The organism is Pseudotamlana agarivorans (assembly GCF_001642835.1).
Lineage (GTDB): Bacteria > Bacteroidota > Bacteroidia > Flavobacteriales > Flavobacteriaceae > Pseudotamlana > Pseudotamlana agarivorans.
In genome coordinates, this window is record NZ_LXEI01000001.1 from 127,057 (window position 1) to 150,716 (window position 23,660).

17 protein-coding genes are annotated in these 23,660 nt (G+C 36.3%); 1 reads left to right on the forward strand and 16 read right to left on the reverse strand.

The window, feature by feature from the left end:
- Positions 1–20 precede the first annotated feature (20 nt).
- The 9 genes from A6I66_RS00535 to ilvD all read right to left on the reverse strand — a co-directional run bounded on the left by A6I66_RS00535 (position 21) and on the right by ilvD (position 11,014).
- Positions 21–593 (reverse strand): GNAT family N-acetyltransferase, encoded by a 573-nt coding sequence (locus tag A6I66_RS00535; RefSeq protein WP_169815697.1) that lies wholly within the window; start codon positions 591–593, stop codon positions 21–23.
- A gap of 1 nt (position 594) precedes the next feature.
- Positions 595–1,242 (reverse strand): GNAT family N-acetyltransferase, encoded by a 648-nt coding sequence (locus tag A6I66_RS00540; protein WP_067144780.1) that lies wholly within the window; start codon positions 1,240–1,242, stop codon positions 595–597.
- Positions 1,243–1,719: 477 nt separating this feature from the next.
- Positions 1,720–2,223: an azurin gene (gene azu, locus A6I66_RS00545; RefSeq protein ID WP_067144781.1), complete on the reverse strand. Its 504-nt coding sequence runs from the start codon at positions 2,221–2,223 to the stop codon at positions 1,720–1,722.
- A gap of 144 nt (positions 2,224–2,367) precedes the next feature.
- Positions 2,368–3,960: an NADP-dependent glyceraldehyde-3-phosphate dehydrogenase gene (locus tag A6I66_RS00550; protein ID WP_067144782.1), complete on the reverse strand. Its 1,593-nt coding sequence runs from the start codon at positions 3,958–3,960 to the stop codon at positions 2,368–2,370.
- Between the two features lie 164 nt (positions 3,961–4,124).
- Entirely contained in the window at positions 4,125–5,387 is a 1,263-nt protein-coding gene (gene ilvA / locus A6I66_RS00555; protein WP_067144783.1) for a threonine ammonia-lyase IlvA, read from the reverse strand.
- Between the two features lie 11 nt (positions 5,388–5,398).
- Positions 5,399–6,874: a ketol-acid reductoisomerase gene (ilvC, locus tag A6I66_RS00560; RefSeq protein ID WP_067144784.1), complete on the reverse strand. Its 1,476-nt coding sequence runs from the start codon at positions 6,872–6,874 to the stop codon at positions 5,399–5,401.
- Between the two features lie 17 nt (positions 6,875–6,891).
- Complete coding sequence (gene ilvN, locus A6I66_RS00565) at positions 6,892–7,425, reverse strand: acetolactate synthase small subunit (protein ID WP_067144785.1); 534 nt, start codon at positions 7,423–7,425, stop codon at positions 6,892–6,894.
- A gap of 107 nt (positions 7,426–7,532) precedes the next feature.
- Positions 7,533–9,263 carry a biosynthetic-type acetolactate synthase large subunit gene (gene ilvB / locus A6I66_RS00570; RefSeq protein WP_067145562.1) on the reverse strand — a complete coding sequence of 577 codons (1,731 nt, stop codon included), beginning with the start codon at positions 9,261–9,263 and terminating at the stop codon, positions 7,533–7,535.
- 68 nt (positions 9,264–9,331) lie between these two features.
- Entirely contained in the window at positions 9,332–11,014 is a 1,683-nt protein-coding gene (gene ilvD, locus A6I66_RS00575; protein WP_067144786.1) for a dihydroxy-acid dehydratase, read from the reverse strand.
- 628 nt (positions 11,015–11,642) lie between these two features.
- Here ilvD and metK point away from each other — a divergent pair.
- Complete coding sequence (metK, locus tag A6I66_RS00580) at positions 11,643–12,896, forward strand: methionine adenosyltransferase (protein WP_067144787.1); 1,254 nt, start codon at positions 11,643–11,645, stop codon at positions 12,894–12,896.
- A gap of 91 nt (positions 12,897–12,987) precedes the next feature.
- Here the strand turns inward: metK and A6I66_RS00585 are convergent, their stop codons facing one another.
- The 7 genes from A6I66_RS00585 to A6I66_RS00615 all read right to left on the reverse strand — a co-directional run bounded on the left by A6I66_RS00585 (position 12,988) and on the right by A6I66_RS00615 (position 23,601).
- Entirely contained in the window at positions 12,988–13,533 is a 546-nt protein-coding gene (locus tag A6I66_RS00585) for a hypothetical protein (protein WP_067144788.1), read from the reverse strand.
- 9 nt (positions 13,534–13,542) lie between these two features.
- Positions 13,543–16,656, reverse strand: a complete 3,114-nt coding sequence (locus tag A6I66_RS00590) for a peptidoglycan-binding protein (protein ID WP_067144789.1) — start codon at positions 16,654–16,656, stop codon at positions 13,543–13,545.
- A 9-nt stretch (positions 16,657–16,665) separates the two neighbouring features.
- Positions 16,666–17,136, reverse strand: a complete 471-nt coding sequence (locus A6I66_RS00595) for a PAAR domain-containing protein (protein ID WP_067144790.1) — start codon at positions 17,134–17,136, stop codon at positions 16,666–16,668.
- A 176-nt stretch (positions 17,137–17,312) separates the two neighbouring features.
- Complete coding sequence (locus A6I66_RS00600; RefSeq protein WP_084399365.1) at positions 17,313–18,764, reverse strand: TolC family protein; 1,452 nt, start codon at positions 18,762–18,764, stop codon at positions 17,313–17,315.
- Positions 18,757–21,999: an efflux RND transporter permease subunit gene (locus tag A6I66_RS00605; protein ID WP_067144791.1), complete on the reverse strand. Its 3,243-nt coding sequence runs from the start codon at positions 21,997–21,999 to the stop codon at positions 18,757–18,759. The genes A6I66_RS00600 and A6I66_RS00605 overlap by 8 nt, the downstream gene beginning before the upstream one ends.
- Before the next feature lie 22 nt (positions 22,000–22,021).
- Positions 22,022–23,104 carry an efflux RND transporter periplasmic adaptor subunit gene (locus A6I66_RS00610; protein WP_067145566.1) on the reverse strand — a complete coding sequence of 361 codons (1,083 nt, stop codon included), beginning with the start codon at positions 23,102–23,104 and terminating at the stop codon, positions 22,022–22,024.
- Between the two features lie 122 nt (positions 23,105–23,226).
- Positions 23,227–23,601 carry a hypothetical protein gene (locus tag A6I66_RS00615; protein WP_067144792.1) on the reverse strand — a complete coding sequence of 125 codons (375 nt, stop codon included), beginning with the start codon at positions 23,599–23,601 and terminating at the stop codon, positions 23,227–23,229.
- Positions 23,602–23,660: the final 59 nt, after the last annotated feature.

Genomic DNA, 23,660 nt, shown 5'->3' on the forward strand with positions numbered 1-23,660 from the left:
TATATAACTAATTTTCTATTCTATTTTAACTGACCTATTTCTGAAGCAAAACAGGCATTTACATAATATCTATAATTCAATTCATCACGTAATTTCCCTAATTTCTCAAGCTCTTGTACAAGTTGAGTAGACATTTTTGATAAGGTTACATGGGTCATACCAAGCAACTCATTATACTGATGTACTTTAGGGGTTTGTGCGATTGAAATGAGAAAAGTTTCACTAAAAAACTCGGTCATTCTAGCCATTAACAACAAGCCTAAATTGCAATTTCTATACGTGCTATCCACCCATAATGATGAGCGCTCATATACAAAATGTTCTTTCACTTGGTGTTCATGAACAAAGATGTGTCCAATAATCTCATCATCTTTCTTTAAGATAAAACATCCGTTTTCGGCACGTTTTTTAAGCATCTCTACACTTACATAATACAATGTAGGCAGTGCTTTAGATCTTTCAGAAATGATTTCTAATGATTTATTGGAAAGTTTGTAAACCAATTTGATTTCGATACCTTCTTTCTCGCAAAAGGCTTCAGCTTGTTCTATAAGCTGATCGATTTCAGCATCGATATCTAGTAATGTATTCATTTTAATTTGTGTCATTGTTAGTTTGCCCTGAATCGTTATTCTTTTCAGATTTTAAAAACAGAGCGCGTTTAATTCGTTTCAATCTGGCAAACACACTATTTTTTATAGGCTTGATGTCTTTGTCTTTCGCATGGGGGTCGTATAACATACCCGTACACAAACACATTTTGCGGTTTGTTCGTGTTAAAACATCATAGTTTTTACAAGTTTGACAACCATCCCAAAAGGTTTGATCGTCGGTTAACTCGGAAAAAACCACTGGTTTATAACCTAAGTCGCTATTCATTTTCATAACAGCAGACCCTGTGGTAATACTAAAAATTTTGGCGTCTGGAAATTTTGTTCTAGAGTGTTCAAAAACCTTGTGCTTGATAAGCTTAGCTAATCCGATGCCTCTATAATCGGGATGCACAATCAGGCCTGAATTGGCCACAAATTTACCGTGCCCCCACTTTTCGATATAACAAAATCCTGCGAAATTACCTTGATCTAAGGCTATGACTGCATTTCCATTTTCCATTTTAGTAGCAATATATTCTGGGGAACGTCTAGCAATCCCCGTACCCCTTATAGCGGCGGAAGATGCAATGGTTTCGCAGATGATTTCTGCGAATTTCACATGTGACTTATCGGCTATTACAACCTTCATTTCCTAGTATATATTGTTTGTCATTTATTACTCTTTTTTTTAATAGCTGAACTGGACACACCTAGTTCAAAAAATGAAACACACCCTTACGGGCGACGAAAAAAAGTACGGCGCACAGTATGAGTGTTAACTTCTACTAAATTAACGTTATTTTGAAATGCTATGAAATTATTTTTGGACACTATGAAAAAAATTAAAAACTACGTTTTGGGTTTGGGTTTACTCATCTAAAAAATTAGAAGCTGCGGCGACGGCGCGCAGACAAACCGGGTGTAGAACAACGTAATATGTTTTTTAATGTTTTCATACCGTAAAATTAAAACATATTGAAGACAATAACGGACTTTCCTAATTTTAATTTTAAAAAATTATTAATATCTCTAATTTTAAAGCCTCAAAATCTCAATCTTTCAATATTTTTTAAAAAACATTAAATGATTAATTATTGAAACCCCTTAAAAACGTAAGAAAAACACTTTATTTCACTATAAATTTACCTTTCATGATCATAAAATGCCCCGGAAAGCTACATAAAAAATCATAATCACCTGATTCTGGGGCGTTAAACTCAATAGTTGTAGATTCGCCACCACCAATGAGTTTGGTGTGTACAATTACATCATCTCCATCGTTAGGAATAAACTCTGAGTCGGTTGCCGTAGCGGCTTCGGTACCAAAATCGGTAAGATCCACGCCCTTTTTTAGCAAGACGAAATTATGTCCCATGACGGTTTTCGCCATTTTACCAGTATGAGTCAATGTAAGTCTTACTTTTTCGCCGGCATTAACCTCAATTTTATTTTTATTGAACTGCATCCCATCGCTTGCAGTAAGGTCTATAGTTGTTATAGCTTCATCACTTGAAGCCGCTTTAGTTTCGGTTTGCGACGGACTCTGGTTCTGTCTCTTTTCTTTGTTTCCGCAAGCCATTAAGGTGACACAAAAAAGAATAATCACTAAGGTATGTTTTGCTGCTTTCATCTATAATATCTTAAAAAGTTACTGCTACGCATTTTCTAAACGATTCAACCAAAGATAATCATATAATAAAAAAGCAGCATTCAATTTCAATTAAGAATGAATGCTGCTAATATTTAAATCAAGCTTTATACAAAAGCCTTTCTTTTATAAAATATAATCGGTACTGATAAAGTTCGACGTTTTTCTTTCGAGTAACTCTGTTAAAATGGCATTATTATATTCGTTATCCTTTGAAGCAACAAATGTTCTTATAGAGAAAGAACGCAATGCATCATGCACACTTAAAGTTCCTGAAGCCGAATCTTTTCGTCCTGTAAAAGGGTAAACATCTGGTCCTCTTTGACAAGAACTATTTAAGTTTACACGACATACTAAATTCACTAAAGTATCGATAAGTGGTGATAGCGTATTAATATTTTTACCAAACAAACTCACTTGTTGTCCGTAATCCGACTCAGCCATGTCATCTAAAGGCTCTTCAATGTCAGAAAAAGAAATCACAGGAATTACGGGTCCGAATTGCTCTTCTTTATAAACCCGCATCTCTTTAGACACCGGATACAATACCGCTGGAAAAATATAGTTCTCGGAGGTTTCACCACCTTTTTTATTAATGATACTTGCTCCGTTTTCTAGAGCGTCGTCAATAAGCTCTTGAATATATGCTGGCTTATCAGTTTCTGGAAGTGGTGTTAATTTCACACCTTCCTCCCATGGATTTCCAAATTTAAGCTGATCAACTTTATAAGCAAATCGGCGATTAAATTCTTCAACAACTGATTCGTGAACATACAATACTTTTAATGCTGTACAACGTTGTCCGTTGAAAGATAAAGTACCGGCAATACACTCATCGACCGCTAAATCTAAATCGGCATCTGGCAACACAATTGCTGGATTTTTAGCTTCTAAACCTAAAACCATACGCAGTCTGTTTCCTTTCGGGTGCTGCGCTTGAAGGATGTTAGCCGATTTACTATTTCCAATTAAAGCCAACACATCGATAGCGCCAGATTTCATAATTGGTGCCGCTAAAACTCGTCCGCGTCCATACACAATATTCACTACCCCTTCTGGGAAACTGCTTTGAAAAGCTTCCAATAAAGGTGAGATTAATAAAACACCGTATTTAGCAGGCTTGAAAATTACAGGATTCCCCATTATTAAAGCCGGAATCAATAAGGCAAACGTTTCGTTAAGCGGATAGTTATAAGGCCCTAAACACAAAACCACACCTAGTGGACCACGACGGATATGCGCGTAAACCCCAGAGTTTTTTTCAAATTTAGCAGAAGACCTGTCAATTTGTTTGTAAGCTTCAATAGTATCGTAAATGTACTCTACCGTTCTATCGAATTCCTTTTCAGAATCTGGCAAATTTTTCCCTATCTCCCACATTAAAAGTTTTACAACTTCTTCACGCTTGGTTTTCATTTGCTCTACGAAGGTTTCCATGCAAGCAATTCTATCGGCTACTTTCATTGTTGGCCACAGCCCTTTACCATGATCGTAGGCAGAGGTTGCAGAATCTAAAACTTCCATAGCCTCTTTCTCGCCTAATTGCGGAATAGTACCTAAAAGTGTTGGTTTATATTCCGAGGTTGATGAAATGGTTGAGTATACCTCAGCAGTATCTCCTTCCCAACTTTTCAACTCACCATTTACCAAGTATGTGGTTTGATGTAGAAGTGATTTAATTTTATAAGCTTCAGGAATCTCTTGAAAAGCTGTTTTCATAATATTAAGTTTATAGTAGTTGTTGTGGTTTATTTATGTATTTGTAATAATTATCACACTTACATTTTACCTCAAAGTAAACGAAAATTACCTAAATTTATTAGATAATCCTCTGATATTTTAAGGTATTAAAACGAAAACGATTTCGCTCCACAAAGTCCGTATTAAACTAAAAACTCAAACAAATCAGGCTTATTGTTTAAATAATCTCCAAAGAAATTACGCTTTTTCATTCTTGAAATGAGTGGTTCTAGATCTTCTGAAGATTTTAGCTGCACGCCTACTACGGCCGAACCATTTTCCCGATTGGTTTTTTTAGCATATTGAAAGAAGGTAATATCATCGGTTTCACCCAAAATATCGACCACAAATTCTTTTAAAGCCCCAGCACGTTGCGGAAAATTTACTATAAAATAGTGCTTCAAATTCGCGTATAATAAAGCACGCTCTTTAATTTCTGGTGTTCTGGTGATGTCGTTATTACTACCGCTCACCACGCAAACTACGTTTTTGCCTTTTATTTCTTCAGCATAAAAATCTAAAGCCGAAATACTCAAAGCCCCCGCGGGTTCTACTACAATAGCATCTTTATTGTAGAGTTCTAGTATGGTTTCGCACACTTTCCCTTCTGGTACGGTTACCGTATCATCCAGGTTTTCTCTACATATGGCAAAATTTAAATCGCCAACACGTTTTACAGCAGCACCATCGATAAATTTTTCAATCTCGTCTAAGGCTGTGTTTTTATTATTTTTAATGGACACCGTCATGGAAGGTGCGCCTTCAGGCTCCACACCAATAATTTTAGTTTCCGGTGATAAAGCTTTAAAAACGGTAGACAATCCGGACGCTAAACCGCCACCGCCTATCGGAATAAACACATAATCGATAGGGTTTTGAGCTTGCTCTATAATTTCTAGCCCCACAGTAGCTTGTCCTTCGATTACTTTTTCATCATCAAAAGGATGAATAAAGGTTTTCTCCAACTGTTCACACTCTAGAAGCGCCGCTTTACTCGCATCGTCATAGGTATCGCCAATGAGTTTGATTTCAATAAAATCCTCACCAAACATTTCAACCTGTTCTACCTTTTGTTTCGGCGTTGGTGTAGGCATAAAAATAGTGCCTTTTATCTTCAATAATTTACAAGATAACGCCACGCCTTGCGCATGATTCCCTGCACTGGCACAAACGACACCACAGGCCGATTGTTTAGCCGTTAAAGAACTGATTTTATTATAGGCCCCACGTATTTTATAAGAACGCACTTGCTGAAGGTCTTCACGCTTCAAAAACACCTGCGCATCAAACTGTTTAGAATACCTTAAGCTATGCCCTAAAGGCGTAACTGCCGATACGTTTTTAATCGTATCGGCAGCTACCTTTATATCACTTAACTTAGGAAAATATGTGTTTTCCTTGTTCATTGGGATAAGTTTTAAACTATTGGCTTCATAGCCGTCATAGATGATCTTAAGAATTCTCCAACTTTTTCAACTGGATGACTTCTTAATGCTTTATTAACAGCGATAAGTTTCGCGTTATCAACACCTTTACCATTATCTTTAGCATAAGCTTTACCCATCACATCGGTATTAACCGTTTTCATGAAATCGGCTAATAAAGGCTTACATGCGTGATCGAATAAGTAACATCCGTACTCAGCCGTATCAGAGATTACACGGTTCATTTCGTATAATTTCTTTCTAGCAATCGTATTAGCAATTAATGGCGTTTCGTGTAACGATTCGTAGTATGCAGAAGCATCGATGATTCCAGAGTCTACCATAGCTTCGAAAGCCAATTCCACACCAGCTCTTACCATAGCAACCATTAATACACCGTTATCGTAGTATTCTTGCTCTGTAATCTCAACATCTCCAGCAGGCGTTTTTTCAAAAGCCGTTTCTGCAGTTGCTGCTCTCCATCCTAATAAATCTTTATCATCGTTAGCCCAGTCTGCCATCATTCCAGCAGAAAAACGACCTTCGATAATATCATCCATATGCTTTTGGAATAACGGACGCATGATATCTTTTAACTCTTCAGATAATTCAAAAGCTTTAATTTTTGCAGCGTTAGAAAGACGATCCATCATGTTAGTAACACCACCGTATTTAAGACCTTCAGTAATGGTTTCCCATCCGTATTGAATTAATTTAGAAGCGTAACCTGGTTCGATACCTTCTTCAACCATTTTATCGAAACAAAGGATTGAACCTGTTTGTAACAACCCACAAAGAATCGTTTGCTCACCCATTAAATCCGATTTCACCTCAGCAATAAAAGAAGATGCTAAAACACCAGCTCTATCACCACCAGTTGCAACAGCATAAGCCTTAGCTTGTGCCCATCCTTTTCCTTCTGGATCGTTTTCTTCGTGTACCGCGATTAACGTTGGCACACCAAAACCTCTTTTATATTCTTCACGAACTTCCGAACCTGGCGACTTAGGTGCTACCATGATTACAGTAAGATCTTCACGAATTTGCATCCCTTCTTCAACAATATTGAAACCATGAGAATACGCTAAAGTAGCTCCTTTTTTCATTAAAGGCATAACCGCTTTAACTACATTAGTGTGTTGCTTATCTGGAGTAAGATTTAATACTAAATCTGCTTTTGGAATAAGCTCTTCGTAAGTACCAACTTCGAAACCATTTTCTGTTGCATTAACAAAAGAAGCACGTTTTTCAGTAATAGCAGCATCACGTAAAGTATAAGAAATATCTAAACCTGAATCTCTCATGTTTAAACCTTGATTTAAACCTTGAGCTCCACAGCCTACGATAACAATTTTCTTTCCTTTTAAAGCGTCCACTCCATCAGCAAATTCTGAAGTGTCCATAAATCTACATTTCGATAATTGATTTAATTTATCTCTTAACGATAATGTGTTAAAATAATTTCCCATTTTTAATTTACTTGTTATTATTGATTATTGAATGCTGAAAGCAATTCAGTTATTTTCATTTCATCTTTAGTTACTGCAATACGTCCAGAACGTACAAATTGCATGATACCAAAAACATTTAAATCGCGACGTAAAGATTCTATTTCATTTCTTCTACCTGATTTTTCAAGTACAAAAAACTCTTTATTTACCGTTACAATACGCGTGTTACTTTCTTTAATGATGTTTTGGATTTGAGGCTCTTCGAAAAGCAATTCCGACTTAATTTTAAACATACAAGACTCGGTAAAAATCGTTTCCTCATCGGTATGGTAATACGCCTTTATGGTTTCAACCTGCTTTTCAATTTGCTTCACTATTTTTTCAGCATTGGTCTTCGTCACATTAACCACAATGACAAAACGATTAACGCCATCTATTTCCGATTGCGAAGTGGTTAGACTTTCAATGTTGATGTGTCGGCGCTGAAAAATAGCTGAGATACGATTTAGCAACCCGATATTATTTTCGGTATACACAGAAATCGTAAATATTTTTATGTCTTCACTCATGTTTTTTAGTTAGATATTAGAAAAAAGATGATTGTTTTAAATGGCGCTTCCGCGGAAGAACACACTGGCCAGATTCATCTTTATCTTCTGATTTACATGCTTTTTTATTAACTTAATCGTACATCTGAAACCGATGCTCCCGAAGGAATCATAGGAAATACATTATCTTCCTTCTCTACACAAACCTCTAAGAAATAGGAGTTTTCTGAAGCAATCATTTCCTTAACAGCAGCTTCCATATCCTTACGGTTTGAAACGCGTTTCCCTTCTATTTGATACCCTTTTGCAATGGTTACAAAATCTGGGTTAGTCATTTCGGTAGACGCATAACGCTTATCGAAAAATAACTGTTGCCATTGACGAACCATACCTAAAAACTCATTGTTTAAAACCACGATTTTCACAGGTACCTTTTGTTGAAAAATAGTCCCCAGTTCTTGGATATTCATTTGGAAACCACCATCACCAATAATCGCAACAACCTCACGGTTTGGAGCTGCCATTTTAGCACCAATAGCGGCTGGAAGCGCAAAGCCCATAGTTCCTAATCCGCCAGAAGTAATATTACTTTTAGACACATTAAAATCGGCATAACGACAAGCAATCATTTGATGTTGTCCTACATCCGATACAATAGCGGCATTACCTTCCGAAGCGATATTAATTTGCTTAATAACTTCTCCCATAGTTAAACCTTCTTTCGTCGGATTAACATCTTTATCGATAACGCTATCAAATTCTATTTGATATAAATCTTTAAATTCCTGTAACCAAGCTTCATGAGAATTTTCATTTAAAGCGTCTAACAACATGGCTAAACTTTCTTTAGAATTCCCTAAAACAGCTACATCAGATTGTACATTTTTATTAATTTCAGCTGGATCAATATCAAAATGAACCACTTTAGCTTGTTTTGCATAGGTTTTTAGATCGCCTGTAACACGGTCGTCGAAACGCATTCCAATAGCAATAAGCACATCACATTCATTGGTTAATTTGTTTGGTCCGTAGTTACCGTGCATACCAACCATACCAACGTTTAATGGGTGTGAAGATTCTAAAGCCGAAGCGCCTAGAATAGTCCAAGCCGATGGAATTCCTGCTTTTTCAACAACCGCTTTAAGTTCCGCTTCAGCTTCACCTAAAATCACGCCTTGTCCCCAAACAATCATTGGTTTTTTCGCAGCATTAATCAATTCCGCGGCAGCGTTAACAGCATCCTGACTCGTTTTAGGTACAGGCTGGTAACTTCTTACTCCTTTGCATTTTTCGTATTTAAAATCCAATTCTCCAAACTGCGCATCTTTAGTAATATCAACTAAAACAGGCCCTGGTCTTCCGCTTTTAGCGATATAAAAGGCTTTAGCGATCGCTGCAGGAATATCTTCTGCTTTAGTAACCTGACAGTTCCACTTTGTAACTGGCGTAGAAATACCTACGATATCAGTTTCTTGAAAAGCATCACTACCTAGCAAATGCGACGCCACCTGACCGGTAATACATACCACAGGGGTCGAATCGATTTGTGCATCGGCAATTCCGGTAATTAAATTGGTTGCTCCAGGACCAGAGGTCGCTAGTGCGACACCAACGCGACCAGAAATTCTTGCAAAACCTTGGGCTGCATGCGCGGCACCTTGCTCATGACGTGTTAAGACGTGATGAATTTGATCTTGAAATTTATATAATTCGTCGTAAACCGGCATAATAGCACCTCCAGGATATCCGTAAAGAATATCAACACCTTCAGCTATTAAAGACCTTACAACTGCTTCGCAACCTGTAATACGCTGTGTTTTTTCTGCCACTTCTTTTTTGTTTAATGTTTTTGTTTCCATAGTTCCCATTATTGAGAGTTCCCATTTATTGAGATTTCCGACTTCACGGAAATGAAAAAATCTACTACTTACGCATCTGTAACACAACCTTTTGAAGCCGATGCTACCGTTTTTGCATATTTATACAAAATACCTTTTTTGTGTTTTAATTCTGGTTGTACCCATGCTGCTTTTCTTTGCGCTAATTCTTCTTCAGAAATTAACACATTAATAGAGTTGTCTTCAGCACTAATTCTAATAGTATCTCCAGTTTTAATAAGTCCGATAGCCCCTCCAGTTTGTGCTTCAGGCGTAATATGTCCTACCACGAAACCGTGAGTTCCGCCAGAAAAACGACCGTCGGTAATTAATGCTACCGATTTCCCTAAACCAGCACCCATAATTAATGAGGTTGGCTTTAGCATTTCTGGCATTCCAGGACCACCTTTAGGTCCGACATAACGGATAACAACCACATCACCTTTAGCTACTTCTCCGTTTGAAATCCCCGTATTTGCCGCTTGCTCGCCATCATATACTACGGCTTTACCTTCAAATAGCAGACCTTCGTTTCCAGAAATTTTTGCTACTGCACCTTCTTCGGCTAAGTTTCCGTAAAGGATTTGTAAGTTTCCAGAAGATTTTAAAGCCTTGTCTTTAGGAAAAATCACATCCTGATCATCCTCAAAAGTTAATGGCTCTACATCCGCTAAGTTTTCTGCTAAGGTTTTTCCTGTTACGGTCATACAATCACCGTGTAAATAACCTGCATCTAGTAAATATTTCATAACTGCTGGCGTACCACCAATTCCATGAACATCTTCCATTAAGTATTTACCACTAGGCTTTAAATCGGCAATTAATGGCGTTCTATCACTAACTCGTTGAAAATCTTCAAGTGTAAAGTCGATATCTGCTGCATGAGCAATCGCTAAAAAGTGAAGTACGGCATTAGTAGATCCTCCAAGGGCGTTTACCAAAGCAATCGCATTTTCAATAGATTTTTTAGAAATGATATCTAAAGGTTTTAAATCTAATTCTAAAAGATTTTTAATCGCACGTGCTGTTCTTTCACTTTCCGATAATTTATTCGGATTTTCAGCAGGAATCGAAGAGTTATAAGGTAATGCAAACCCCATACACTCAATTGCCGAAGCCATAGTGTTTGCTGTGTACATACCACCACAAGCTCCAGCACCTGGAATCGCACTTTTTATAATTTCTCTGTATTCTTCTTCATCAATTTCTCCGGCTACTTTTTGTCCTAGAGCTTCAAAAGCAGAAACAATATTTAGTTTACGTCCTTTATATTTTCCCGAAGCAATAGTCCCACCATACATCATAATAGACGGACGGTTTAAACGTAGCATCGCAATTACGGCACCAGGCATGTTTTTATCGCATCCTACTACAGAAACCAACGCATCATAACTTTGTGCATTCATTACAGTTTCAATAGAATCGGCAATAATATCACGAGAAGCCAAAGAGTAATTCATCCCTGAAGTTCCCATTGAAATACCATCACTAACACCAATAGTATTAAATCCTAAACCTACTAGACCAGCTATATTACACTCTACTTTAACCTCATCTTTCAATCCGTTTAAGTGCATGTTACACGGGTTTCCATCATAGCCTGTACTAGCAATTCCAACTTGAGCTTTGTTCATATCCTCATCCGTTAATCCTACGGCATATAACATGGCTTGAGATGCTGGCTGCGATTGATCTTGCGTTAGCCTTCTACTATGTTTATTAAGTTCTTTCATATTTATTGCAAATAATTTTATGCTTTTTCTTAATTTATGTCACAATCCTAAGCTTTTTAGACTTTTCAATAAAAACTCTTCAAAACCCAAAATAAGATTCGAAAGTAATTTATTAAGGCCTCAATTCACTTAACCTTGATTTTTTCTAGTTAAATTCACAATCACAAAAAATAATTCAAACTACTGATTTACAGTATTTTAAATCGATATTTTTATGATGTTCAAAAATGAAAAAAAGTGCATAAAAAAAGCCTTCCGTTTTGGGAAAGCTTTTTAATTTATATGTTTTAAATTATTGCATTCCCTAGCCTTGTGAAATAATCACAATAACAATAATAGAAATGACTTGTATAATTTGTTTTCTCATCTTGATGAAACAAATATTCGAAATTAATATGTAACCACCAACATATTTTGTTTAAAAAATAAAAAAGCCATGTTCATTTTCTTTTATTTTTTTACTTTTGCGCCACAAAACAACAGAGGAAAGATTTGACTGATTGCAACCTCTTTGTGTTAAACGGAATTTCATAAAATACATGAAACACCTTAACCCAAGAAAAAATGCTAAAGGCAGTGTAAACTTCCTTCGACGTTATCGTCAAATCTTACTATAATTTAAATTATTATGGCTTATTTATTCACTTCGGAAAGTGTTTCTGAAGGGCATCCAGACAAAGTAGCAGATCAAATTAGTGACGCTTTAATAGATAATTTTTTAGCTTTTGACACTGATTCAAAAGTAGCATGCGAAACCTTAGTAACAACTGGACAAGTCGTGCTTGCTGGAGAGGTTAAATCGACAACCTATTTAGATGTTCAAAAAATTGCTCGTGATACGATTAATAAAATTGGATACACTAAAGGTGAATATATGTTCGATGGAAATTCATGTGGTGTATTATCTGCAATTCACGAACAATCGGAAGATATTAACCAAGGTGTAGATCGTGGTAGTAAAGAAGAACAAGGTGCTGGTGACCAAGGAATGATGTTTGGTTATGCGACTAATGAAACGGAGAATTTTATGCCGTTAGCTTTAGATTTATCGCATTTAATTTTAAGAGAACTAGCTGATTTAAGACGTGAGAACAACGAGATTACTTACTTAAGACCTGATTCTAAAAGTCAGGTAACGATTGAGTATGATGATGATAACATACCTCAACGTATTGAAGCTATAGTGGTGTCTACCCAGCATGATGATTTTGCTGATGACGAAACGATGTTAGCGAAAATTAGAAAAGATATCGTGGAGATATTAATTCCACGTGTGATTTCTAAACTTCCAGAAGCGATCCAAAAGTTATTTAATGACGATATTAAATACCACATTAACCCAACTGGGAAATTTGTAATTGGTGGTCCTCACGGTGATACTGGATTAACAGGTCGTAAAATTATTGTTGATACTTACGGCGGAAAAGGTGCTCATGGTGGTGGTGCTTTCTCAGGAAAAGATCCAAGTAAAGTTGATAGAAGTGCCGCTTATGCCACCAGACATATTGCCAAAAACTTAGTTGCTGCAGGTGTTGCCGATGAAGTTTTAGTACAAGTAAGTTATGCGATTGGAGTTGTAGAACCAATGGGTATTTTTATTGATACTTATGGTACTTGTCCGTTTAACATGACCGATGGCGAAATCGCTGAAAAAGTAAGTCAGATTTTTGACATGCGTCCGTTTGCCATTGAAGAACGTTTAAAATTACGTGCTCCTATTTACAGTGAAACCGCAGCTTACGGTCACATGGGACGTAAAAATGAAACGGTAACTAAAACCTTTACACAACCACAAGGTGATAGTGTAACCTTAGATGTAGAATTATTCACTTGGGAAAAACTAGACTATGTGGACCAAGTAAAAGCTGCTTTCGAATTGTAAATTCAAGTAGTTTTTAGATTGATATATCTAAAAGCCCTGCAGTTATTGTGGGGCTTTTTATTTAGACATAAACAAAGCCGCCCTACAATTTTTATTGTTTTGATATTTCCCCTGATTTAGTAATTGTATACTTTGAAATATTTGCCTGTGTTATTTCTCCATACTCAATAATTTCTTCTTTAACTTTTATATTAAACTTATCATCAATAGAGAAAGTCTCTTTTTTGAAATATTCATTTTCATTACCAGGCTCATACCATTCACTTTCAATAATGAGATTATCAACAATCTTATTACTTGCATTAATAACTTGCAAACTAACAACATTAAAATCACCGCAAATATCTTGACTAATAATAGCTTTATTTGATTTTTCAAACAACAAATAAAAATTTGGCGATTCTACTCCATCACAAACAAAACTTATAAGATTAATAGGAGCATTCGTCTTATCGAATGCTATTTTTTTTAATTTTTCATTGTAATTATTACTACCTACAATTTCTCTTCTAACCAGAATCGTATCTTTAACAAATTCACGCCCTTCTTTAGCCGAATTATCTGTAGAGGAAGTGGGACTTTCATTATTGGTTTTACACGAAAAGCAAAGAAGTATTATTAAGATTATTTTTTTCATAAATTAAATTTATATTAAATTAATTAGTTTATCACCTACAATATATTGTTCCTTTTTAATAAAAAATTCATCCTTTTGATATTCCGAATCAAATTCTCTCACATCCACATGAATCCAAGTAGTCGCGCCTTGAGCTCCAGATTTAAATTTTTTAGGCTCTAATCCAAATTGATTTTTCTTCCACCCAAACTTATAAGTTTGCCCTCCATCATTGTAAGGAGCTCCCATCAAATCTGAAAAATAATCTTTTCTAATTGCCTCCATATCGAGAACTTCCCTAGTTCTTATGTTATTTTTATTAAAATGTAAATCTAAAGCTCTTCCCATATGATTAGTTGTTTTAGATTTTTTATATATTGAATGATGTCGACATCTATAACCTGAACTTATCTTATTTAATGAATAAATAGAATTATTCATTTCAAAATAGAACAAAAGTGTTTTTAATGAAAATAAAATAGTTCGATGCAAACCTGGTCTTTCATAATTATTTAATCCTTTATTGCTACCGTCTCCAAACCCTGTACACTCACCACATTTACACTTTACTTCTTCAAAATCAAATACATACTTTTCCGAAAACTCATCAATAGCAATTATAGTTTCATTATCAACAATCCCAGTCGGCGCAATTTTCATATAATCTTTTTGAAATTGAATTACTGTTTTCTCTGTGCGTTCTGTAAAGTCTTCATCGGGCACATTTCCTCCAAAACCTGCCAATCGAATATTTATCTCTTGAAGTATTTTTCCTTTTTCCGAACCTTTATCTCCTTTCGTATAAACTTTCCCAACAACCATCTTCATCTGCTCCACAAAAGCAATCGGATGAAAATGATACACATTGGAATCTTTAGGAAAGAGTCGTTTTACACGTTGTTCTTCTAACTGATCGAAATCGTTCGCTAGGTTTTGCTCTTCGCAAGTGAGGTCATCGGTAATTCTGAAACTGGGATTGTGCTTGCGATGAGCTGCGATATATCGTTGTTTACGTTCTTCTTTCGGGATTAAATCACCTGTTTTTATTTCATCCCAAAAACATAAGTTGTCGATCTTATCTTTTATGATCTCTATTTTTTTGTCGCGTTGACTTTCTAGTTTTTGTTTTAGGTCATTGCCCTCGGCGTCGGTGCCTTCGGCTTTTTTGATGCCTTTTTCAAAAAGCATTTGGAGTTCGGTTTCGAACTTTTCGAGTTTCGCTCGCATGTTCCATTCACTTTCGTGTTTGCAAATAAGCTTGCTTATGTTATTGAGATGCGTTTTGTTTTGCATCACTTGTTGCAGCTCGAAGTTAGATAACACCCGATCACCATTGGTGTCGGCTTGCTTCCAGATGTCTTCCACGAAGGCATGCGGACTACTTTTATCCACAAACTCCCCAAACATGTAAAAGTATTGGTCGCCGGTATTATCCAGGATCTTCCAGCCGAAATCTGACCAATTATAAGGGTTCTTTTCTGTGAGTTCACTTTTTTTAATCCAACCAGATTCCTGTTTTGTTTTAACATGCCACCACAATACGCCTTGACTATCTTTAGCTTCAGCTGTTTTTCTTACTTTTGAGGTTTTTAGCACCTCAACTGTTTCAGAATGATCACTAGGCTTGTTTTCAAACACCATATTAATAGACGTACTTAAATCTTTCCAGTTATTAATACCTCCTGTTAACTCCTCAGATTTTACCCAAAACTTTTTCCCTGAGTATTTCATACCATAACCTATGGTTCTGTTGACATTTTCCGCTCCTGTTTTATTTATATAATAGACTTCAGCCTTTTTATCTGGTAAGACATGGTTTAATTTTAAATTGATTTCGTCAAAATCCGCCTCCTTAATAGTGTAAACATTGTTCCTTACTTTAACGCCATTGACATAGGTTTTCGTTTTTTTATTTTCATCATTCAATACAGCATAAGGCACAACGGTGGTTTCATCTTCAAATCCGATTTGCGTATAATCCCCATCAGATTTAAAAATTTTGACTTTAGTATTTACTTTTAAGAAATCGCAAGGCTTTCCCTGTTGCAGCTTTTTGCCTTTGTTCACCTCATGAGCGGTTTTAGACTTATCTTTCGTGTTATTTATAAAATCTTTTAAGTTTTCATCGTCGGTAAACACTTCCAAATGCACTGTTTTGTAGGACTTTCGAAAATCGGATTCGTAAGTACCAACGGCTCCAATAATTTGCCCTGCTTTTATAGGAACATCAACATTTTCAACTTTATTGAGAACCACATCATCTTTTATTTTTTTGATGATTTTACTGCAATCTTGAACTAAAACGTAATGTTCGGTGCCTTTAATTTTATACCACGCTTTATTTTTTGTAGTTTCTATTTCAAGCCCCGTGTTTTTACATGCCATACCTAGGTAACGCCCTTCAATAGCGTCAAACATCATGGTTCCCATATGATCATCTTCCCCAAAAACATTAACCTCATTAGCTTTATAATGATCTATTTTAACATACCCATCAACCTCTTCAGTTAAGTAACCTTTATATACACAGAATACTTTATTGTTATAAGAACAAAAAACATATGAAGGATTACCACACATCCAATGCTCTTCTGGAAGGCATATATCATACTCCATTTTCAGCTTGGTTCCTTTAGCAAAAAAATGGGTTTCTTTTTTCTGTTTTTCAAGAATTTCAGGGCTATACTCACGAACTTTCAATCCCATTTCCCTAGAATTCAATTTTGATTTTACGACATACTTTGCATACAAATCGGGAATGTTTTCCCCTGCTTCACTCGCTTCCATTTCTATTTTAGACTGCAAGTGCATATACAGGCTATAAAATCGGAGTTTTACTTTTTCGGGCGTTTCAAAATCATGTTGAATGAGAATGAACCCGTTAGAATACGGCGCATTTTCACTATGCTTTTCTAATAAATAATCTTCTGGTATACGGTAAGCTATAATACGACCATCGGCAATGGCTCTTACTTTAGTGCCTATACCTTCAAGATGAATGCCACCATGCCAAGTGTTATGAACACCTAAAGGAAAAAATCCCGCTCGGTTATAATGTCCGAAATAACGTTCTATCGTTTTGGACTTATCAACTTCGGTAGCAGCATTGGCATACTCAGGGAGAATAGGATAATCTACGTTCATGGGGTTTTACTAAATACTAAAATCGACTTCAACTAAATAACCACGCTTCTTAGAGGCTTCCTGATTTCGTTCGGCAACTTTAAGGCTTTCACCCTGACCAACAACGACAGATTTTAAGCGATCAATCGTGCTAATTTTAGGAAATGGAATTTTTTCCGCAGGCAGGACCTTTGATGGTTCCACCACACTGCTTCCAATTAAAATATTAGCTTCTCCCATAACTACTATTCCGCCGTGAGCCGATGAATCCCCCACGCAAGCCATAGGTTTACCATTTATCAAAACCGAGGGGTTCCCAGAAATAATAGTATCAGGACCACCTACACAAGTACATAAACTACCCAAAGTAGCTGCAGGTTTGCTATTAAACAATACATTAACCTCTCCTTTAATTACGGGTCCGCCCACATGAGGCGTCGTACCACTACACATGGGACACGTATGATGACTTCCTAAAGTTGCGGCTGGTTTTCCAGGCATGATTTATACATTTGATAGATTTGAATCGCTCAAATGTAAGTATATTTCTATAAATGTAAGATTATACACATGTGTTTTTTTTATGATCATCTATTTTATTGTATAAAAAACCCTCCTAAGCATAATACTTAAGAGGGTTTACATCAAACCAATTAATAACTATAAAGGCAAAACGTTTAGTTCCAACCACCTCCCAGAGCCCGATACATATTAACCATGGCATTCATTTGTTCTTTTTTGGTTTCCACCAATTCAAACTTAGACTCCAAGGCATCTCTTTGAGTTAACAGCACTTCCATATAATCGGCTCTTGCCGATTTAAAAAGTGTGTTAGAAATTCCAATAGAACGCGTAAGCGCATCTACTTTCTTTGATTTTAAATCGAAACTCTGTTCTAAATTACTAATATTAGAAAGCTGATTTGCAACTTCTAAATAGGCGTTTAAAACGGTACGCTCGTAATTAAAAACGGCCTGAATTTGTTTAGCATTCGCATTGTAGTACAATGCTTTTATTTCATTTCTATTGATTAATGGTCCGGCAATATCGCCTACCAAAGAATAAATTAAAGATGCCGGAGTTTCCAATAATAATGAAGGATCAAAAGCATCGAAACCTACACCCGCTGAAATACCTACCGAGGGATAGAACCGAGCTTTAGCTACTTTAATATCTAATTTTGCAGCCTCCAATTCTAACTCGGCCTCTCTAATATCGGGGCGATTATCTAACAACTGTGCTGGCACACCAACCAAAAACGTATCTGGAACCAAATCGTAAAAAGATTTTGAACTACGTTCTATTGGCTGCGGATAACGCCCTACTAAAAAATTAATTTTATTTTCAGTTTCGGTAATCTTCTGCTGAATATCGAATTTTAAACTCCTAGTATGCAATACTTCAGCTTCAAACCTACTTACTGCGAGTTGTGTTACTCGAGCTGCAGCTTTTTGTAGCTTAACAATTTCTAAAGCGTTACTTTGAATCTTAATGTTCTCCTGAACAATTGCCAATTGATTATCAAGGGTAAGTAATTCGTAATATGAATTAGCAATTTCAGCAACTAAATTAGTTACTAGGAAATTTTTACCCTCAACAGAAGCAATATAACGTTGGTAAGCCGCTTTTTTAGCATTGCGCAACTTCTTCCAGATATCTAGCTCCCATCTGGCTTCAAGTGCGATACCATAATTTCCTAATGGCTCTGGAAATTCTTTACCTGGTTTAATATCGTTATTCGCATCACTAGCACCTTGACTGGTATATCGACCAACTTTTTCAACTTCGGCACCAGCACGTATGTCTACAAAAGGAAGATATTCTCCTTTTTTAGCTCCCACTTCATTCCTTGCCATTTCAACTTCTTGCAAGGTAATATTCAACTCTTGGTTATTCTTAAGCGCTTCTTCAATAAGTGTCCTTAAATAAACATCAGTAAAAACGTCATTCCACTTCACCCGTGCTGTATTTACGGTATCCAATGTTTGGTTTTTAAACTGATTAGGCACATCCTTATGTTCTTGCATAACTTCTAAAGAAGGCACACAAGAATAAAGACTCGTTAGCAGAATAACGCCAAGAAAAACTGTATTTTTATAATGTCGCACCATGGCTTTTTTCTTATTCATCTTCTGATTTTTTAGTTATTTTTTTCAAAAGCTTTTTAATTTTAGAAAGCTCTGTTTTAACCTCTATATTATTTTCACTAGCACGCATAAACTCTTCTGAGACGGTTTCTACTTTCTCGTCTTTTATAAGCGTGCGTCCATCTGCCATTTTTGCAAAAATGTAGTATAACCCAGGAATAACTAATACCCCTAGAAGCGTACCTATAAGCATACCACCCATGGCCGAACCACCAATGGTCCTGTTTCCAATAGCGCCTGCTCCTGTGGCTATCACCAAAGGAATTAACCCTGCTACAAAGGCAAAGGAGGTCATTAAAATTGGTCTAAACCTTACTTTGGCACCTTCTATTGCGGCCTCAAGAATGGTTGCACCTTCAATCCGTTTTTGTACGGCGAACTCAACAATTAAAACGGCATTTTTACCCAATAATCCGACTAACATGATGACCCCAATTTGGGCATACACATCGTTTGCAAGCCCCATCAATTTTAATAATAAAAAGGAACCAAAAACTCCAACTGGTAGTGATAGAATAACAACTAAAGGCAACAGAAAGCTTTCATATTGCGCTGCTAATACGAGGTACACGAAGATTAGAACCACCATGAAAATATATAGCGATTCATTACCTCTTGAAGCTTCATCGTAAGACAGTCCTTCCCATGCAATACCATAACCTCTTGGCAATTTTTCTTTAGCCACTTCTTGAATGGCTTTAATCGCATCACCACTAGTAAAACCTGCTGCCGGAAGTCCCCTTATAGCTGCCGAGTTATAGAGATTATATCGCGTAATCTCATTAGGCCCTAATGTTTTTTCCATGGTCATGAATGACGAATACGGCACCATTTCACCGTCTTCATTTTTAACAAAAAGCTTTTCTAAATCCGATGGCATGCCTCTATATTCTGGAGCCGCTTGTGTATAAACTTTAAAGAATCTACCATATTTAATAAATCCTTGTTCATAGGTACTACCAATTAAAATGTTAAGATTTTCCATAGCTTTCCCTATCGAAACCCCTTTTTGCATAGCCACCTTATTGTTAATTTTCAATTTATACTGTGGATAATTAGCAGCATAGAAAGTGAATAATCCCGCTAGTTCTTTACGTGCTCTTAAAGCATCCATAAACTGTGTATTAATATTCTCAAACTCATGATAGTCGGTAGAGTTTGTTTTATCAAGTAAGCGTAAGGCAAAACCTCCCGAGGATCCAAACCCTGGTACCGCTGGCGGTTCGAAATATTCAATTACAGCACCTAGGTCTTTTGTTTCCTCTTCCAATTCTTCCATGATTTCATGAACAGAATGATGACGTTCCGACCAAGGTTTCAAGTTAATCAAACAGGTTCCTGCGTTAGAACCACGACCTTCGGTCATAATTTCGTAACCCGCTAAAGAAGACACCGACTCTACACCTTCAGTCTCTTCACAAATTTTTTGAAGCTTGTGAGCCACCTCGTTGGTACGTTCTAGAGTAGCTCCTGGTGGTGTTTGCACGATAGCATAAATCATTCCTTGATCTTCATTTGGAATAAAACCTGCAGGAAGCACTTTATTTGTTAAAAATATACCTACACAGAAGGCTATTAAGAGTCCAAATGTAATGACACGACGGTTTACAATAACTTTTAAAACCTTTACATAAGCACAAGTTAGGGTATCAAATTTGGAATTAAACCAATCGATGAACCTGTTTATAGGTGATTTTTTCCTTGGCTTTCCATGATTATTCTTTAACATCATAGCACATAAAACTGGCGTTAATGTAAGTGCTACAATGGCCGATAAAATAATGGCACCAGCCATAGTTATTGAGAATTGACGGTAGAATACCCCCACTGGACCAGACATAAATGCAATTGGAATAAACACCGAAACCATAACCATGGTTATGGCTAGAATAGCACCACCAATCTCGCCTAAAACAGCATAAGCCGCTTTATATGGTGAAAGGTTCTCTTCCTCCATTTTAACATGGACGGCTTCAACGACGACAATGGCATCATCAACCACAATACCAATGGCTAAAACTAAAGCGAAAAGAGTAATAAGGTTGATAGACAATCCAAAGAGCTGCATGATAAAAAAGGTTCCGATAAGGGAAACGGGAACAGCAATAATTGGAATGAGGGTCGATCGAAAATCTCCTAAAAATAAGAATACTACGATGGCCACCAATATGAAGGCATCGCGTAAGGTATCGATAACCTGTTCTATGGAGGCATCTAAAAAGTTTGAAACATCATAACTTATTTTATAATCTACATCGGGAGGTAAATCTTCTTTAAGTTCTTTTAATTTTTCTTTTACAGCATCGATAACATCACTACCATTACTTCCAAAAGTTTGTTTCAACACGATAGAAGCCGATGGTTGTCCGTCGAGATTGGAATAAATATCAAAAAACTCACTTCCTAATTCGACATCGGCAATATCACCTAATTTCAAAATTTCACCTTCTTCGGTGGCCTTAATGATGATATCTTTATATTGTTCGGGTTCATTATACCGCCCTTCGTATGTTAAAACATATTCTAAGGATTGTGCTTTTTTACCTGAACTTCGTCCTAAACGGCCAGGCCTAGCAATAATGCTTTGCTCATCCATAGCTTCAAGAACGTCTTCTGCTGAAACTTTATAAGCACGCATACGATCTGGTTTTAACCATACACGCATGGCGTACTTACGACTTCCTAGTATTTGAGCACTTGCAATACCTTTAATTCTTTGAATTTCGGGTACTATTTTAGTGTAGGCATAATTGTATAGAAATTTCTCGTCGTTATCCTTTTTCTTACTATACAGATTGACATACATTAACATACTCGGCTGCACAGGAGTGATAACCACACCTTCTCGCTGAACCAGTTCTGGCAGTAAAGGCATGACTTGATCGACCCTAGTTTTCACCCTGACTACGGCTTGATTGAGGTCTGTTCCTGGTTCAAAAATTATACGTAACGTCCCTTCACCAGCACTGGTGGCATCCGAAGCGATATAACGCATATCTTGTACGCCGTTAATTGCTGTTTCTAACGGAATTAATGTGGATTTAACAAGCACATCGGCACTCGCTCCTGGATAGGCAATAAATATATTAACAGTCGTTGGAGCGATTTGGGGAAACTGAGAGATAGGCAATCGATTTATTGCCAATAACCCTGTAAATACAATGATTACCGATATGACAATAGCCAACACGGGTCTTTTTATAAATTTACTAAACATCTTGTTATTTTATAAGGGGTTATTACTCAGCGTACATTTCTAAGTGCTTTATAACAGTATGGCCATCTTCCACTTTATAATGGATTTTTTCTCCATTTTTAACCATACGAATACCTTCTAACAAAATCTTATCTTGCACAGAAAGTCCTTGATCGACAACAAAAAGTTGAGGTAACTCACCACGAAGCGTGATTTCTTGTTGTTTTACTGTATTGTTCTCATCGATGACAAAAACATATTTTTTGTCTAAAACTTCGAAGGTTGCTTTTTGAGGGATGATAATAGCATCTTTAAATGGCACTTCCATAAGAATACTACCGGTTTCACCATGTCGTAGAATGCCTTCTTCATTTGTAAAAACGGCTCTAAAGGCAATGTTTCCTGTTTGATTATTAAATTCACCCTCTATAGTTTCTACAATACCTTTATGAGGAAACACCCGATTATTAGCCATTAACAGACTAACTTCTTGGTCCTTATTTCGGTCTATATTGGTAATAAAATCTAAATATTCAGCTTCCGACACATTGTAATACACCCACATTTTACTGTTATCAGATAAAGACGTAAGCAGTTCGCCTTCATCTAAAAGACTACCGCCTCTAACATGTAAATGCCCCATAATACCATCAAATGGTGCTTTAATATTTGTAAAACCTAAATGGGTTTGCGCTAAAGACACTTCAGCATTTGCTTTCTCTAGTTTTGCTTTAGCCATGTTTAACTCATTTTGAGAAATCACATCCTCATCGGCTAACATTTTTGTGTTTTGGTATTCAATCTGAGCTACATCGGCCTCTGCTTTAGCCTTTTGTAAATCGGCTTGATAGACATTCGGCATAATATCGAACATTTTTTGTCCTTTTTTAATGGACTGGCCTTCATCAACATAAATGGTTTTTAGATAACCTTTTTCTAATGCTCTTACTTCAATATTTCTAATGGAATGGATTTGACACACATAATCTTTAGTTATTGTGGTGTCTATTTTTATCGGATTAGTAACTAAAAACTCGATTTCCTTTTCGTGTTTTTTCTTTTCCGATTGGCAACTTGTGCTTAATAATAGCATACACAAGCCCGCCAAAAGAAGACTCTTTTGTATCATAATTAAAATATAAAATATTTGGGTTTTGGTTTGTTTTGAGAAATGTAAACACATCTCTTTTACCCCATAAAGACTAAATCTTATGGGTGTTTAATAGACAAGTAATGACTACTAAAGTTTCATAACCTATAAACCTGAAATAAGATATATCGCTTATTCGATACTTTTAGTGGAAGGGTATTTGAAAAGCGTGGTGTCCCTTTTTCAAATGTGATAAATGCTATAAAGGCTTCAAACCATGTAGTAAAATCGTATTGAAGACTTGTTTTTTTACGAAGACTATTCTTGTATTCTTCAATTTCAATTTCATCAACTTTTATATCAAGAAGATGTGTTGATGAATGTGATTTTGAAAAAAGTTGTGATTCTTTTGAAAAAGTCTTTGAGGTAGATGCACTGGCCTCCTGTTGTCTTACCTCAGCAAACGAGGTACTCTGACCAACAAGTAAGAGTGCAAAAAGAAAAATGAAGTATTTAAAAAATGACTTTTTCATTACAGCGGTTAAAAGTATAGTAACTTAAATGCTTTAACAAGTAATTTATATTAAAAATT